This window comes from Flavobacterium sp. KACC 22763, assembly GCF_028736155.1.
GTDB lineage: Bacteria > Bacteroidota > Bacteroidia > Flavobacteriales > Flavobacteriaceae > Flavobacterium.
This window is the reverse complement of the sequence record NZ_CP117879.1, coordinates 1,355,352-1,372,893: the sequence shown is the minus strand read 5'-3', so window position 1 is coordinate 1,372,893 and position 17,542 is coordinate 1,355,352. Positions and strand designations below refer to the sequence as shown.

Here is a 17,542-nt window from a genome sequence, read left to right as displayed (position 1 = left end):
ATTATGTATACGTTGCCAAAAATTGAGCGTTTTAATCAAGACGTTCTCTCAAAATACCACATTTATAATAGTGTTTTTATAACATTACCCTTTGATTCTATAGATAATACAGGAGTTTTACTTCCTTTATTTACAGAAACTTGCGAAACAGGCTTTAAAAAACAGGAAACACCAAAAGAAATTGTTGATTTCTTCTCAAATAAATTCTTAAGTAATGCTTCTGAAGAAGAAAAAATCGACCTTATGTTTCGATTTATTCAATATATAGAGCGTCAAATTGTATTATTTGATGCTATTGAAGATGCTGCTTTTCCGGAAGTTAACAATATGGAAGGACGTGGATCTCTTCGTGACATCAAAGAAAAATCGGATGCTAAAGAGAAAGATGAAGAATTAAGTGAATTTCTAGAAAGCTTCAATGTTCGTACGGTTTTAACAGCACACCCAACTCAATTTTATCCTGGACCTGTTTTAGGAATTATCAATGACTTGACGGAAGCAATTCGTCAAAATGATTTGCTGCAAATTAAACAATTACTAGCTCAATTAGGAAAAACGCCTTTCATTCAGAAAGAAAAACCAAATCCTTACGATGAAGCGGTAAGTTTAATTTGGTACCTTGAAAATGTATTTTATGCTACAGCAGGAGAAATTGTTCATTACTTGCAAAAAAATATTTTAGAAGGAAATCCCATTCACAACCAATTGATCAAACTTGGTTTCTGGCCAGGAGGAGATCGTGACGGAAATCCGTTTGTTACTACAGACATTACACTTAAAGTTGCAGATCGTTTGCGTACTTCAATTTTAAAGTGCTATTATGTAGAAATGAGAAACTTAAAACGTAAGTTAACTTTCTCAGGTGTAGATGATTTGGTTGCTGAACTTGAACATAAACTTTATCGTTCTGTATTTTATTCTAAAGGAGATATTTTTATCACATTAGAGGAATTATTAACGCAATTAAACAAAATTCGAGCTATAATTATTGAGAAGCATCAGTCTTTATATTTGGATGAATTAGATGCGCTTTTGGTAAAAGTTAATTTATTCGGATTCCATTTTGCAACTTTAGATATTCGTCAGAATAGTAAAATTCACAATGCAGTTTTCAAAGATGTTGTGAATTACTATTTGAATTCTGGTTCGGATGTTTTCCCGAAAAATTATTACGAATTGACAGAAGATCAAAAAATTGATGTTTTATCGAAAATTAAAGGAAATCTAAATCCAGCTGACTTTGAAAACGAAATCACGAGATATACTTTAGAATCTGTTCAAGCTATTAAAACGATTCAGCAAAACAATGGTGAAGAAGGAGCAAACCGTTATATTATTAGCAATAACGAAAGTGCTCTGAATGTTATGGAAACTTTTGCCATGATTCGTTTGAACAATTGGGAAAAGCCAACAGTAGATATTATTCCCCTTTTTGAATCTGTAGATGATTTGCAAAATGCACATACTATTATGGAGCAATTGTACACGAATCCAGAATATGCTAAACATTTGAAATCAAGAGGAAATAAACAAACTATCATGCTTGGATTCTCAGACGGAACGAAAGATGGTGGTTATTTAATGGCAAACTGGAGTATTTATCAAGCTAAAATTTCGTTGACAAAAATTTCTAGAGAATACGGAATTAAAGCGATTTTCTTTGACGGACGTGGTGGACCTCCAGCTCGTGGTGGTGGAAAAACTCACAAGTTCTACGCATCTCTTGGTCCAAAAATTGAAAACAACGAAATTCAAATTACAGTTCAAGGTCAAACAATCAGTTCTAATTTTGGAACTTTAGATTCTTGCCGTTATAATATCGAAAACTTATTAAGTGCTGGTGTTACCAATCAAGTATTTAGTAAAGAGAAAAACGAATTAACTGCGGAAGAAACTCAGATTTTGACTGATTTGGCTAATCTAGGGTATGATAAATATTTAAGCTTTAAAAATCATCCGAAGTTTATTCCGTACTTAGAGAAAATGAGTACGCTTAAATATTACTCAAAAACAAATATTGGAAGCCGTCCTTCTAAAAGAAGCAAATCTGAATCATTAGATTTTGCCGATTTAAGAGCGATTCCGTTTGTGGGTTCATGGAGCCAGTTAAAACAGAACGTTCCTGGATTCTTTGGAGTAGGTTCAGCATTGAGACATTTTGAGGAATCAGGACAATGGGACAAAGTAAGTGATTTGTATCATAATTCATTATTTTTCAAAACATTGCTTGAAAACAGTATGATGTCATTAGCAAAATCTTTCTTGCCATTGACAGCTTACATGAAAAATGATCCTGAGTTTGGTGAATTCTGGCAGATTATCTACGATGAATTCTCAGAAACAAAACGTCTTTTATTGAAAATTGCTGGTCATAAAACATTAATGGAAAATTATCCTGATGGTATTGCTTCAATTCAGATAAGAGAGCGCATTGTTTTACCGTTGTTGACTATTCAGCAATATGCTTTATTGAGAATTAATGAGTTAAATAAAGCGGAAAAGCCAAATGAAGAATTGGTTAAAGTTTATGAGAAAATCGTAACGAGATCATTATTTGGAAATACTAACGCAAGTAGAAACTCAGCTTAAAATAATAAAAATGAGAGCAGCAGAATTATTAGACAATGAATATTCAGGCCATTTTGGTACTTATATCAAAGCGGCTGGAGATGGAATTTTAATTGAAGAATTAGAAATTTCGCTTCACGAGTTTATCCGATTTGTTCAAAATATTCCAATGGATAAATTTGATTATCGTTATGCCGAAGGAAAATGGACTATAAAGGACATTATTCAGCATGTTATCGATACAGAGCGAATTTTTGCTTATCGTGCTTTACGTTTTTCAAGAAACGACAAAACGCCTTTGCCGAGTTTTGAAGAAAATGATTACGCAGATAATACAGATTCAAATAAGAGAAGCATTCAAGATTTATTAACTGAATTTTCGGCTGTGAGACATTCTAATTTGTTGTTTTATAAAAGCTTATCTGAGGAACAGCTTAAACGAATTGGAACTGCATCAAATAATCCGATTTCTGTTCGCGCTTTAGGTTTTGTCATGATTGGACATCAAAAACATCATCAGAAAGTTTTTGAGGAAAGATATTTGTAAAAATTGAATATTTTAAAATTTAAAATCCCAAATTCCAATTTCGTTGGAGTTTGGGATTTTTTTTGATTTTATATTCAGTAAACCTGACAAGTTTTTAAAACCTGTCGGGTTTGGTGCTTTACTAATATTTGTGGAATTTCTAGCGTGATCTCTCCTTCGTCAAGATGACAGAACTCATTTAAGTTTTCTCTCTAAAAAAGCCAAACCAAACCGGATTTTATCATAAGACATTTTCTCTTCGAAAAAATCGTAGTAAGGCCTTAATGCATTTGGATTTTCTAATTCTATCTGAGCTTTTTCTATTTGCAGAATTTCATCTTCAGAAACAAACTGGCTTAAATCTAAATCATGACCATCAACATATAATTTCGCCAAATGTGAAATAATTGTCGTTGGACTCAAATCTCGCTGTTCTGCTATTTCTTCTACTGAAATTCCATTCTGAAATAATTCCAGCGTTTTCTTATAGGTGTTGTCTTTTTTCTCTTTTTTGACAACAGATTTGTTTCTTTCAAACTCAATAATTGCTTTAATGAAATCTGCTCCATATTTTTCCAATTTAGCTTTTCCGACACCTTCAACAGCAAGAAACTCTTCATCGCTCATAGGCCTTAAGATTTCCATTTGACGCAGAGAAGCATCGCTAAAAATAACATAAGCTGGAACTTCTTCTTCCAGTGCAATTTCATAACGCAATTTGCGAAGTGTTTCAAATAAAGAGTTTTTAGCTGCTTTTGGTTTTGCCTCTTTAGCTTCACTTTTATCAATTGTTTTCTTAACAACTGTTGTCAGCTTTACTTTTTCACCTTCAAACAAAACTTTCTTTGCAAAAGGAGTAAGCAAGATTTTATTGTGCTGATGAAAGGCAATTTCGCAATAACCTAAATTGATAAGCTGAATAAGGTATTGATTCCAATCGTACCAAGAAACATCAGCTCCAATTCCGTACGTTTTTAGCTCTTGATAATTTTTTTCGTAAATATACGCGTTTCTCGAGCCTCTCAAAAAATCGACAATTACAGCCAAAGGTTCAGATTCCTTTAAACGCACAATCGCAGATAAGGCTTTTTGTGCTAGAATCGTCCCATCGAAAAAAGTTGGTGGATTTTTGCAAATATCGCAGTTTCCGCAATTCTCGGTAACCAATTCGCCAAAATAAGACAGCAGAATTTTTCTACGACAGCTTACAGCATCAGCATATTGTTTCATACGATCTAATTTTGCAAGTTGAATATCTGAGTTCAATCCTTCAGAAGCAAATTTCTGCAACTGAATCACATCTGCATAACTTTCAAACAAAACTGTTTCGGCTGGAAGGCCATCACGGCCGGCACGTCCAATTTCCTGGTAATAGCCTTCTATGTTTTTCGGAAGATTGTAATGAATCACCCAACGAACATTAGATTTATCAATTCCCATTCCGAAAGCAATTGTTGCGCAAACGACCTGACAATCATCATTTATAAATTGATCTTGAGTTTTAGCGCGAGTTTCATTATCTAAACCAGCATGATATGCTTTCGCTTCAATTCCGTTTTTTCTCAATTTTTCGGCAAGCTCTTCTGTTGCTTTACGGCTCAAACAATAAATGATTCCAGATTCATTGGGTTTGTTTTCAATAAAATCAATTATTTGTTTCACCCGATCCAAAGCTGGACGAACTTCAAGACTTAGATTTTTACGATCAAAAGAAGCTATGAATGTTTTCGGATTCTTAAGATTCAATTGTTTGGATATGTCTGTTCGAGTCGCTTTATCAGCTGTAGCAGTTAATGCTAAGATTGGAGTAGAAGGGAAGCGGCTTTTTAGATATCCTAAATTAGTATAGGCAGGTCTAAAATCGTGCCCCCAAGACGAGATGCAATGCGCTTCGTCAATTGCTATTAAACTGATATTCAATTCACTGAAAGCTATATCCAGATAAGAAAGGCTTTCTGGTGCTACGTAAACCAATTTAAAATGATTTGATTTTAAATTGTCTATATAATATTGCTGTTCTTGTGATGATTGTGTGCTATTAATATAACAAGCAGAAATTCCGTTTGTTTTCAGACTATCTACTTGATCTTTCATTAAAGCAATCAGAGGTGATATTACAATGGTAATTCCGGGCAAGATTAAAGCAGGAAGCTGAAAACAGATTGATTTTCCTCCACCTGTTGGCATAATTGCCAAAGCATCTTGTCCTGATAATACAGTGTTGATTATAGTTTCTTGATTAGGTCTGAATTTTTCAAAACCAAAATTTTCTTTTAATGTAGCGTGTAGAATTTCTGATGTCATAGGCATATATTTTTTGTTTAAGATTTAAATGTAAAAATAATCCTATAAAAATAAAAATATAATTTGTTGAATTGTATTGTTTTATTATAAAAAAAGGAACTCCAGAAAGAGTTCCTTTTATTTATTCAAAAGAAAATGAATTAATCTTCATCATCTTCGTCTTCTTCATCATAATCAGTGTCTGCTTTATCATCATCATCGTCATCATCGTCGCCACCATCAGTATCAGGTTTGTCGTGATTATCATCGTCATCGTCGTCGTCACTAATATCATCATCAAGATCTATACCTTTAACTGGCGCAATTGCATCTACATCAACATCTAAATCGTCATCTTCATCGTAGTTTTCAATTCTGTCAGCAAGTTTAGTACTAATTTTTACTAAGTAAATAGTGTCTTCAGTACGAACTTCAACAGCTTCAACCAATTCGTTTTTAGCATTTCTAAAACGGATTACATCCGAATCATCATAACCATCAGGAAATTTCTCAACCAAAAGGTTTAAAATTTCGTTGGTAAGTTTGGCGTAGTCTACTATAACTCTTTTCATAAATTATCTTATAAATCTAATAAGTATGCAAAAATTAACGGAGCAACAATTGTAGCATCCGATTCAATAATAAATTTAGGGGTTTTGATGTCTAATTTACCCCAAGTGATTTTTTCATTTGGAACTGCCCCAGAGTAAGAACCATAACTAGTTGTTGAATCTGAGATTTGGCAGAAATAGCTCCAAAATGGAACATCGTGCATTTCCATATCTTGGTATAGCATAGGTACTACACAGATAGGGAAGTCACCCGCGATACCACCACCGATTTGGAAGAATCCAATTCCGTTTGAACTGTTTTTAGAATACCAATCCGCAAGGAAAGTCATGTATTCAATTCCAGATTTCATGGTAGATGCTTTTAAATCTCCTTTAATTACGTATGAAGCAAAGATGTTACCCATTGTACTATCTTCCCATCCTGGAACGATAATTGGTAAATTTTTCTCTGCAGCTGCATACATCCAGCTATCTTTTAGATCAATTTCGTAATATTCTTCTAAAACGCCAGATAACAACATTTTATACATAAATTCGTGTGGAAAGTAACGCTCACCTTTGTCGTCAGCATCTTTCCAGATTTTGTAAATATGTTTTTGTAAACGACGGAAAGCTTCATGCTCAGGAATACAAGTGTCTGTAACACGGTTTAATCCTCTTTCTAGCAAGGCCCATTCGTCTTCTGGTGTCAAATCACGGTAATTAGGAACTCTCTCGTAGTGAGAATGAGCTACTAAATTCATGATGTCTTCTTCTAAATTTGCTCCAGTACATGAAATAATGTGCACTTTGTCTTGTCTGATTACTTCGGCAAAAATTTTACCAATTTCTGCTGTACTCATTGCGCCAGCCATACTTACCAGCATCTTAGCACCATCAGCTAATTGCTGCTCGTATGCTTTTGCTGCATCTACTAATGAAGCAGAATTAAAATGCAAATAGTGTTTTTCAATAAACTGACTGATTGGTCCTTTCATTTTTTTTGTTTTTTTTGAATTAAAAAGTTTAACCTTTTTGGATGTTAATGCAAATTAAGAATTTTTTAAGAAAAATTATAACTTAATCTGCCGTTTTTTTACACCTTTTTTTTGTATCCTAAAATCTTTAAAACATCGTCTGAAGTCTGTTGTTCTGAGAAAACCTCGGTTGCCAGAATTCCATTTTCATCACGATCAATTAAAATGTGTTTAGGTTGCGGAATTAGACAGTGGTGCAGACCTCCGTATCCTCCAATTGTTTCTTGATAAGCGCCAGTATTAAAGAATCCAATGTATAATGGTTTCTCTTTGTTGTATTTAGGCAAATAAATGGCGTTCATGTTTTGTTCAGAATTGTAATAATCGTCACTATCACAAGTAAGACCTCCTAACAGAACCCGTTCGTAAGTATCATTCCAGCGATTTACTGCCAGCATAATAAAACGTTTGTTTATAGCCCAAGTATCTGGTAAAGTGGTAATGAAAGATGAATCAATCATATTCCATTTTTCTCTATCATTTTGTTGTTTTTGATACAAAATCTGATAGATTGCACCACCGCTTTCGCCTACTGTAAATGAACCAAATTCCGTAAAAATATTTGGAACATCAACTTCAGCTTCATCACAAGCAATTTTAATCTGATTGATGATTTCATCAATCATATATTGATAATCATATTCAAAGGCAAGTGAGTTTTTAATTGGAAAACCACCACCAATGTTCAAACCGTCAAGAGTAGGGCACTCTTTTTTAAGAGCAATGTATACTTTGATACATTTTACAAGCTCATTCCAGTAATATGAAGTATCGTTTATACCAGTATTAATGAAAAAGTGAAGCATTTTCAGCTCTAATTTGTCATTTTCCTGGATTTGTTTTTTATAGAAAGAAACTATGTTTTTGTAACCAATACCTAATCTAGAAGTATAAAACTCAAATTTAGGTTCTTCTTCAGCAGCAATACGGATTCCGATTTTGAATTTTCCTTTAATTTCTGCTTGAAGTAGATCTAACTCTTCGTAGTTATCAATAATTGGAATAGTGTTTTTATGCCCATTGTTGATTAATCTACCAATGTTAGTAATGTATTCGTCTCTTTTGAAACCATTACAGATTACATACGTACTTTTGTTGATTTTTCCGTTTTCTAATAAATTCTCCACAATATTTACATCAAAAGCAGATGATGTTTCAATGTGAATGTTATTCTTGAAAGCTTCATTCATAATGTATTCAAAATGAGAGCTTTTAGTGCAATAACAATAGTAATACTTTGCTTCGTATTTATTCTTTTCCATTGATTTTCTGAACCAAGCTTTTGCTTTGTTGATGTTTTCAGAAATCTGAGGCAAGTAAGTAAACTTTAATGGTGTACCATATTGTTCAACCAATTTCATCAAATCGATGTTGTGAAATAACAGGTTGTCTTTGTTTAGTTTAAATTCCTCTTGTGGAAAGTAGTATGTTTGGTTTATTAGATCAGAATATTTTGTATTCATTTATTTATCAATGTTTAGAGATTGTAATTATAATTTAATTTTAGGTTTTTGGGGACTTAATCTTAAATTCAAACTCTAATATTGGCAAATATAATAGGCAGTTTTTCATGCTCTGCTTTTGTACATTGGAAAACATCAAAACAGAAAGGGCTTTTACTATTGTAAAAACGGTTCAGCATTCTTAATAAAGAACTGCTGAGTCTGTTTCTGTAAGAGCTAAAGTGCCTTTGCTGCTTGTTTGTTTTCATGGCGCAAATGTAAAAAATAATATATACCAAATGCAATGCTTTTGATTAAAAAAAGTTTAAGATTTATAATCCTCAAACGCTTCTAGAATCAATTTATTTTCAACGGATTGGTTGATTTTTATTTTTCCGATTCCTTCAATTAATGCAAATTGAATTAAACCGTATTCATTTTTTTTGTCGTGAATTAACAATTCCAAGATCGGATCAATGTCATTTTCCTCAAAAACCACATCGTCATAAATATCTTTTATTACCGCTTTGATTTCTCTGTATTCTTCTGCAGAAATTAATCCTTTCTGAAGTGAGATATAACTTTCCAAGATCATTCCAACCGCAATCGCTTCACCATGCAGCAAAGTTGTTTTCTCTTCACTTTCCAGGAAGTATCCTTCAATAGCATGTCCTAAAGTATGTCCAAAATTCAAGGCTTTACGAATATTTTTCTCTGTTGGATCTTGAATAACGATTTCATTCTTAATTTCAACAGAACGATATATTAATTGATCTAATTCATCAAAAACAATCGATTTTAAGTCTGAAAACTGTCTCCAATAAGGTGCGTCATATATTAAACCATGTTTTAGCATTTCAGCCAAACCAGAACGCATTTCGCTTTGCGGTAAAGTTTCTAAATATTGTGTATCAATTAATACCATTTGCGGTACATTAATCACTCCGATCTGATTTTTAAGATTTCCTAAGTCAACTCCTGTTTTTCCTCCAACAGAAGCATCAACCATAGACAATAGGGTAGTAGGAATATTGATAAAATCTACACCTCTTTTGAATGTAGAAGCAACAAAGCCTCCTAAATCTGTGACAACACCTCCTCCTAAATTAATGATAAGCGATTTTCTATCTGCTCCAAGTTCTGTCAAAATATTCCAGATCTCAATACAAGTTTCAATGTTTTTATTTGCTTCTCCAGCTTCAAATTCTATGATTTCGATTGCTAAATCGGTCTCTAAAAGAGGAATAAATTTAGATAAACAATACTCATTAGTTTGATCATCAACAATCATAAAAATATTAGAATATTTACTTTCTCTTAAATGTTTATTTAAAGCTTCGTAAGCATTCTCATTAAAATGTACGAAATAATTATTGGCTTGAATAGATTGCATAATTGTGTAGTTAATTGAAAGCACAAAATAAGGCATTTTTAACTAAAATATATTCAAATTTTATAGCTAATTTGTTTAAAAACGAATCATTTTACATTAATGTTTAAGAAAAACAAGAACTATTTGCACATCTTTAATAACTGTTGGGCATCAGAATAGTTTTTGTCTTGTGCTATGTTTAAATACTTGCAGGCATTATTTTTATCATTTTCTTTTAAGTAACAAATTGCTAGGAAGTATTCTGTTTTCCCTCCATTTAAACCTGGATATTTAAGAGCGTTCAATAAATAATAGATCGCTTTTTTTGACTGTCCTATTTTTAAATAATAAAAACCAATATTTTGCGCTACATAAATGCTTTTCGGATCAATTTTTTGGGCTTTTTGATAGGATTCTAAAGCTTTATCCATTTCTTTCTTATCTTCATAGTTTTGGCCTTCGGTAATTAAGTCCGCAATTATAAGATCATTTTTTCGTTTTTTTAATGCTGCAACTTCAGTATCACTATTTTGAGTTTTAGCCATTAATTGTTTTGCAATAGGATAATTTTTATCTTTTGATAGATTGAAATATTTTTGAGCATTAACTTTGTCGTTCTCTTTTAAATAGCAAATAGCAAGAAAAAATTCTGTTTTGCCATCATTTAGGCCTGGATATTTCAATGCTTCCTGTAAAGCATTTATTGCTTTCTTGTTCTGCCCTTGTTTTAAATAATTAAAACCAATATTTTGTGTTACATAAATATTTTTAGGGTCAATTTTTAAAGCTTTTTCATAAGACTCCAACGCACTGCTCAAATCATCTTTGTACTCAAAATTCTGGCCTCCAGTTAAGTAAGTTGTAATTAAAAGTTCATTTTTTTGTTTTGATAAAATACTGTCCCCAGGGAATTTTTTTAATCCTTCATTAAGAAATTGAATTAAATTTTGATCATTGTAACCCGAATATCTAAGTCCACGTACTGCAAGATCCCAAGTTTGAGGCATTGGTCTGTATTGTGAAAATAGTTTGTTTTGCTTTAATATTTCTGTGGTGTCCTTTTTTGATATAGCAAGATTAATTGCCGCATTAAATAAGTCGTAATTTCTTGGACGAAGATAGAAAGCCTGCTTAGAATAAACATACGCACTATCCATATTCCCTTTATGTTTAGAGATTACATGTTTGTAAAACTCTATTCGCCCCGAATACCCATTAATTTTACCTGCTTTTGAAAAACATTTTAAGGCTTTGTCATATTGTTTTTCTCTGACATAGTAAATTCCGGCATATTCATAAAATGATTCTGAACTGCTAAAAGTATTTGGATATCCAGAGATTTTATTTACAACCTGATCTCCTGTTAGAAGTCCTTTTAATTTATTATTTATATCATCACGAGCAATTAGGTATTCTAAATTTGAAGCTTTATAGATTATAAATCCTGAATAACTTGTTATTAAGGATATTACAATTATAATCGCAGTTATTGTTTTAAATGAGAATAGTTTGTTAGGCAATGTAATTTGATCTGTTTCAGAATTAGTTACGGTCAAAGCCAGAATCAAACTAAAAAATATCGCCATGGTTGGCCTGTACATTGGAAAGTTAAAAAATGAATCTATTCCGTATACGACTAAAAGCAAAAGAGTTAATAAAGCTACTAGTTGTGATTCTTCTTTTTGTGGTTTTAGTATTCTTTTGAGATTTATAAAGAATGAATAAATAAAAATAGAGAGATAAATTAGGCCATTTATTATTCCTGTTTCGGCTAGAATTTCAAGAAAATCATTGTGCGCATGTAGAGAAACTTGAGAATCATTTGAAGTTGTTCTTTCATAAGGAATTGATTCAACCTGATAATTCCCTAGACCAATTCCTGTTAAAGGTGATTCTTTAGTCATCTTTAAAGTATTGCCCCAAAAACTTAGCCTTAATTGCGAAGATGCGTCATCGACGTTTATCTGAGTTACCCTGTTTTCTAAAGATGAATACCTTCCTTTGTCTTTTGATTTTTCAAAAATTGAGTTAGCAAATACTATAGCTGTTAATACCGGAACTATTAGAACTAATGCTTTAGAAATAGTCGTTCTTTTAAACGAATATTCTTTTAAGAGGTAAATTATATATATTGAATAAATCAAAAACAAGTTAATAAGTGGCGTTCTGGCTCCTGTGAGGAAAATAACAGAAGTAACTGAAAATAGGATAAAAACCAGCAACCACTTTTTGTATGCCGTAAAATGAGTTATCCCAAGTAGTAAGAAAGGAACTTTTATGGTAAGGCTGGCTGCTAAAATATTTATATTTCCCGTATTGCCTTTCATGCTACTCAATAAATCCATAATTGAGGCATGACGTGGAATAATAATAAAATGACAAAGCTGCTGCCAAGATTGAATTAAAGCACTTATGCTAACTACAAGTATGATTTTGTACAGAAGGTCTAATTTGTTTTTTAAAAGAATAGTGAGATTTACAAATAAGCAGAATACAATTACTATTTCGGTAAATTTTGTAAGTACTAATGAAGTATTTTTCGCTGCGAAGTAAGATGCGGCACAAAAGAAAAGAAATCCTAGATAGAATTTGAAAATATAGCTTCTTTTTAATGAAGGAAAAATATTTTCGGCAATTAAAGAGGAGTTAAAATATTGATAAACTGCGATAATTACATTTAATATAGAAAGGTATAAAAACTGAGGATTTATTATTTCCGCACTGTTAAAGTAAGGAAAAAAATCAATAATCAATAATGAAACTATAAAGGAGATAACCACAAAATTTGGAAAGCTACTTTTTCCTTTAGTCTCATTGATTATACTATTTATCTTATTATTATCCATGTCTTTTTAACTTTTTGCAAAAGTAAACAAATAAAACAAGTAAAATCCTACTTTAGTATAAAAAGTAGTTGTTAAAGTTATTGATAAAATTTAAAAATTAGATACCTATTTGTGAATAATATTCAAAACACTCTATATCTTTGCACAAAAACTAAACTTAATGGAAAAAATATTCGATAACACTCAAGTTGCATTTTCGCTAAAAAGTGACACGGAACTTGATAGAGCTTATTTTCTTTTCAAAATGATTGACAGCGAGCCTTTAGTAAGAATTGGGACTGCTGTTACTAATTTTGCAATTAAAGCTCATTTACCAGTAGAAGGATTAATTAGAGCAACTGTTTTTGACCATTTTTGCGGTGGTGTAAACGAAAATGACTGCCTTACTGTGGTAGACAAAATGTTTACAAAAGGAGTTTCTTCTGTTCTGGACTATTCAGTTGAAGGAAAGGAAGAAGAAGAGCAGTTTGACGCAGCTTTAGAAATGACTTTAAGAACAGTAGATTTTGCTAAAGAGCGTTTGGCTATTCCGTTTGCCGTTTTCAAGCCAACAGGTTTAGGGCGTTTTGAACTGTATGAAAAATTAGGAGAAAAACAAACTTTAAACCCAGCTGAACAAGCAGAATGGGATAGAGTAGTGGCTCGTTTTGATAAAATATGTAGTGAAGCGCACAAAAAAGATGTTGCTTTATTAATTGATGGTGAAGAAAGCTGGATGCAAGATGCTGCCGATGAATTGGTGACAGATATGATGCGCAAATACAATAAAGAAAAAGCTATTGTCTTTAACACTTTGCAAATGTACCGTTGGGATCGTTTAGATTATCTTAAAAAACTTCATGAAGTTGCTAAAACTGAAGGTTTTTATATCGGGATGAAATTGGTTCGTGGTGCTTACATGGAAAAAGAAAACAAAAGAGCGGAAGAAAAAGGGTATGTTTCTCCAATCTGCGTTTCTAAAGAAGCTACCGATGTAAATTATGATAATGCTGTACAATATATGTTAGAGCATCTTGATAAAATGGCCATTTTTGCAGGAACTCACAACGAATTGAGTTCATATAAATTAATGGAAATGATGGCGCAGAAAGGAATCGCTAAAAATGATTCTAGAATCTGGTTTGGACAGTTGTACGGAATGAGTGATAACATTAGTTACAATTTAGCAGAAAATGGTTATAATGTTGCTAAATACTTGCCATTTGGACCTGTAAAAGATGTTATGCCGTACTTGATTCGTCGTGCTGAAGAAAATACTTCTGTAGCAGGTCAAACAAGCCGAGAATTATCTATGATTAAAACTGAACGTAAACGTAGAAAAGGGAAATAATTTATTAGTGTTCAGTATTCAGTTTTGAGTATTCAGTTTACAGTTTATATAGAAAAAGCTTCAATTTTTATTGAAGCTTTTTTGTTTGAGATCAGTCAGTATTATTTAAACCCTACAGTTTTTTCTAAGACCTGTAGGGTTTGCTATATTAGATAAAAAAACTCCATTTGATTTATCAAATGGAGTTTTTTTTATTGGAATTTGGAATTTTATTTTTTGGAACTTTTAGCTAAGAGTTACTAAACTGTAAGTTGCTTAAATTCTTATAAATTCCGTTTTCTAAGTTTATTAATTCCTGATGCGTGCCTTCTTCAGAAATTTTTCCGTTATCCAAAACTAGGATTTTATCTGCATTTCTAATGGTTGAAAGACGGTGCGCAATAATAATGCTTGTTCTTCCTTCCATTAACACTTCTAAAGCTTCTTGTACCAATTTTTCGCTTTCGCTATCTAAAGATGATGTAGCTTCATCTAAAATCAAAATACTTGGGTTTTTAAGCAATGCTCTCGCAATTGCAATACGCTGACGCTGACCTCCAGAAAGTTTAACACCACGTTCTCCAACCAAAGTTTCGAATTTTTCAGGGAAACCATCTACAAAATTAAATGCATTGGCTTGTTTTGCAGCTTGAATGATTTCTTCGTCTGTTGCATCTGGTTTTCCGTATGCGATGTTTTCTCTAATTGTTCCTCCAAACAGAATTACATCCTGAGGTACAATACTCATATTTCCGCGAAGGTTTTCTAAGTCATAGTCGTAGATGTTTTTTCCGTCAACAGTAATTTCTCCAGAAGTAATATCGTAAAAACGAAGCAGAAGAGAAGAGATAGTCGATTTTCCCGCTCCGCTAGGGCCCACAATTGCAATTTTCTGACCAAATTCTGCCGAAAAGTTAACATCTTTCAAAACTTGGATTTCTTGACGCGTAGGATAGCTAAATGCTACATTTTTGAAAGTAACATTTCCTTTTATTTTTTCTTGATTTTGACTTGAATCTGAGTTGATTTTCTCTGGACTTTCGTCTAATAATTCAAAAACACGTTCTGTCGCACCAATTGCTTTCTGAATCTGTGCATATAATTCGGCAATTCCTCCAAAAGAAGCCCCAACAAAAGTAGAGTATAATACGAATGAAATTAATTGTCCAACGCTCATTTCACCAGCAATGCTTAAGCGGACTCCATACCAAACAACAGCTACGATTGCACCAAATAGACAGAAAATAATAAACGAAGCAAAGTAACCGCGATATTTACCGCCCTTAATAGCCAGTTTTACCACTTCGCTAATTTTACCTTTATAACGTGCAATTTCATACCATTCATTAGCAAAAGCTTTTACAATACTAATACCTTGCATGGTCTCTTCAACAATAACCTGACTTTCAGCAACCTGATCTTGTACTTTTTTTGAGTATTTTCTAATAAATCTTCCAAAAACAACAGCCGCAATTGCCACTAACGGAACTACAGAAAGCATTAATAATGTCAATTTGAAGCTTTCTGTCGCCAAAAGAATAACTCCGCCAATAATTAGGATAAACTGACGTAAAAACTCAGCAATTGTCGTTGTTAATGTGTCTTGAATCTGAGTAATGTCAGCACTTATTCTACTGTTTAATTCACCAACTCTTTTTTGAGAAAAAAAAGTCATTGGCAGCTTAACCAGATTGGTATACAATGCCAAACGCAGGTTTGCTAATGTGTTTTCTGTAAAGTTTACAAACAATGAAAGTCTGAAAAATGAAAAGAAAGATTGTAAAAACAGAATTACAACCAATCCAAATGCAATTTGATTGGCTTCGTCGCTGTTTTTGTTTTTAACGCAATCTACCAGCATTCCCATTAATTTAGGAAAGGCTAGGGCAGTGGCACCAGTTAGTAAAAGAAAAATCAAACCAATGAAGAATTTCCATTTATGATGTCCTGCGTATGTGAAAATTGTTTTTGCTTTATTTAGTGAAGTAGCCGTTATTTTTGATTTTGGTAAATCATTTTCTTTAAATCGTGCCATTTGAGTTTATTGTTTTTAGGTATACAAATGTATGACTAAGTCGAATTACTACAAAGGAATATTAAGAATTAGAGCTCTCAATTTGACTTTTTAACGAAATTATAAGAAAAGAGTAAAAGAGCTTTATTTTATCAGGCTCGAAAAGTATGCTTGTTTTTCTAAGGCTTACAGATGTAAAATCTAACCGCATGCTTTTGCCTGTGTTTATTAAAATCAAGTATATTTACGCATAGTTTTAGATTAAAAAAACGCTAGTTTTGAGTGCTTTATAACTTTTCTTTTAAAACTGTATTAGCCTAATCTCAAATATAATAGTTCGTAGAAAGCATTTCTATTTTATAAATTCTATAACTTTCATTCAGTCAACTGGAAAACTTTAAGCAATAATCAGAATGGAAGCTGATTATTTAATCTATAAAACGAATCAAATTATGGGCAATTATCTGAAACCAAACTGGATTACATTTAAGGGAAGTATAAATAACTTTTATAATGATTATCGTCCAGCAATTGGCCCAGACGGTAATGCTATAGTGTTTGAACGAACCTCATGCAATCCTGAAATGAGAACGTTGGACACCAAACTTTTTATTGTTGATGATTTAAATATGCCTTCTCCACATCTTTTTCTTAGCGATTGCGATTCTCTTCAACAAACTAGACCTGCTTGGACTGGTGATAATATAGCTTTAAATTTAGCATATGAAAACAAAATATCTGTTTGGACAGTTGATGCTAATGGAAATAACCTAAAACAGATTGAAAATACAAATGACTGTATTTATCCGCAATGGGACATTAATCTGCCATTTGAAGGTTTAGTTGTCATGAATCTAAAGCAGCCTACACAACCCATGAGTACATTATTTGATCTTAACGGAACTATTATCATCGATAATATGAACGGTATAGACACCAATGGCAATAAAATGTTTGGTGGTATGCCTGCGGTTTCCCCAAACAATGCAACATCAATAGCATTTGCTGGACAGCCACCCTTTGTAGACGATCCCAATTATAATCAGAATAAAAACTATATTTTTATTAATATTGAAACAGAAGAAGGATTTGTATCTGTACCCATGGAAAGTTCAGCAAATTTAATTTCTTTCGATAAATCTTTTCAAGGACGAGCGCCTGCCGTTTCCCCAGACGGAAACTATATTGCTTTTGAGAGTAATCGAGATGGCTGTTACGCTCTCTATCTGTATAATTTTAATAAGCCTGAAAATGGTTCTATTTGTCTGACGGATCCAACCGGAAATCTCAATTCACAGCATCCTAAATTTTTTCCTGATGGCAGACGCCTCATTTTTAGCGCGGTACCTTCTGGATATACTCATAGCTGTATTGCTTGGATTGATATTTCTGAATATCTATAATGTTTTTTCTTGAATTCATTAGATATGATGAGATAATAACCATCGGAAAGAAACAAATTAGTAAAAACAAAGATCTGTTGAGAGTTCAAACTTTTTAATTAAGTTTTAGAAGTTTGATAAACAACAAAGTAAAAAATATTTCATTTTTTTTATTGAAAAGGCTTGCAAATGCAAAATCTAGCTGTATATTT

General features: G+C 32.4%; 11 protein-coding genes. 4 read left to right on the top strand and 7 right to left on the bottom strand.

All coding sequences use genetic code 11. The features are described 5' to 3' along the window. The first annotated feature begins 3 nt into the window (after positions 1 to 3). Both PQ463_RS06000 and PQ463_RS05995 read left to right on the top strand, forming a co-directional pair. Positions 4 to 2,589, top strand: coding sequence for a phosphoenolpyruvate carboxylase (locus tag PQ463_RS06000; protein ID WP_274256784.1), 2,586 nt, complete (start codon positions 4 to 6; stop codon positions 2,587 to 2,589). A 10-nt stretch (positions 2,590 to 2,599) separates the two neighbouring features. After that, complete coding sequence (locus tag PQ463_RS05995; protein WP_274256783.1) at positions 2,600 to 3,115, top strand: DinB family protein; 516 nt, start codon at positions 2,600 to 2,602, stop codon at positions 3,113 to 3,115. Positions 3,116 to 3,289: 174 nt separating this feature from the next. Here the strand turns inward: PQ463_RS05995 and recQ are convergent, their stop codons facing one another. The 6 genes from recQ to PQ463_RS05965 form a co-directional block, all read right to left on the bottom strand. After that, positions 3,290 to 5,398, bottom strand: a complete 2,109-nt coding sequence (recQ, locus tag PQ463_RS05990; protein ID WP_274256782.1) for a DNA helicase RecQ — start codon at positions 5,396 to 5,398, stop codon at positions 3,290 to 3,292. 140 nt (positions 5,399 to 5,538) lie between these two features. After that, positions 5,539 to 5,949 carry a DNA primase gene (locus PQ463_RS05985; protein ID WP_274256781.1) on the bottom strand — a complete coding sequence of 137 codons (411 nt, stop codon included), beginning with the start codon at positions 5,947 to 5,949 and terminating at the stop codon, positions 5,539 to 5,541. 8 nt (positions 5,950 to 5,957) lie between these two features. Beyond that, positions 5,958 to 6,926 (bottom strand): deoxyhypusine synthase family protein, encoded by a 969-nt coding sequence (locus PQ463_RS05980; RefSeq protein WP_057117936.1) that lies wholly within the window; start codon positions 6,924 to 6,926, stop codon positions 5,958 to 5,960. A 98-nt stretch (positions 6,927 to 7,024) separates the two neighbouring features. Then, entirely contained in the window at positions 7,025 to 8,428 is a 1,404-nt protein-coding gene (locus PQ463_RS05975) for a type III PLP-dependent enzyme domain-containing protein (RefSeq protein ID WP_111424946.1), read from the bottom strand. A 304-nt stretch (positions 8,429 to 8,732) separates the two neighbouring features. Then, positions 8,733 to 9,800: a 3-dehydroquinate synthase gene (gene aroB / locus PQ463_RS05970; protein ID WP_274256780.1), complete on the bottom strand. Its 1,068-nt coding sequence runs from the start codon at positions 9,798 to 9,800 to the stop codon at positions 8,733 to 8,735. A 119-nt stretch (positions 9,801 to 9,919) separates the two neighbouring features. Then, positions 9,920 to 12,625, bottom strand: coding sequence for an O-antigen ligase family protein (locus tag PQ463_RS05965; RefSeq protein ID WP_274256779.1), 2,706 nt, complete (start codon positions 12,623 to 12,625; stop codon positions 9,920 to 9,922). A gap of 160 nt (positions 12,626 to 12,785) precedes the next feature. Between PQ463_RS05965 and PQ463_RS05960 the strand changes: the two genes are divergently transcribed. Beyond that, on the top strand, positions 12,786 to 13,955 hold the full coding sequence (locus tag PQ463_RS05960; RefSeq protein ID WP_274256778.1) for a proline dehydrogenase family protein: 1,170 nt from the start codon (positions 12,786 to 12,788) through the stop codon (positions 13,953 to 13,955). 229 nt (positions 13,956 to 14,184) lie between these two features. Here PQ463_RS05960 and PQ463_RS05955 read toward each other — a convergent pair whose 3' ends face one another. Beyond that, a complete protein-coding gene (locus tag PQ463_RS05955) occupies positions 14,185 to 15,969 on the bottom strand; it encodes an ABC transporter ATP-binding protein (RefSeq protein WP_274256777.1) in 1,785 nt (594 codons plus the stop codon). A gap of 392 nt (positions 15,970 to 16,361) precedes the next feature. On the opposite strand from PQ463_RS05955, the gene PQ463_RS05950 reads away from it, so the two are divergent. Then, positions 16,362 to 17,351 carry a hypothetical protein gene (locus PQ463_RS05950; RefSeq protein WP_274256776.1) on the top strand — a complete coding sequence of 330 codons (990 nt, stop codon included), beginning with the start codon at positions 16,362 to 16,364 and terminating at the stop codon, positions 17,349 to 17,351. Positions 17,352 to 17,542 lie beyond the last annotated feature (191 nt).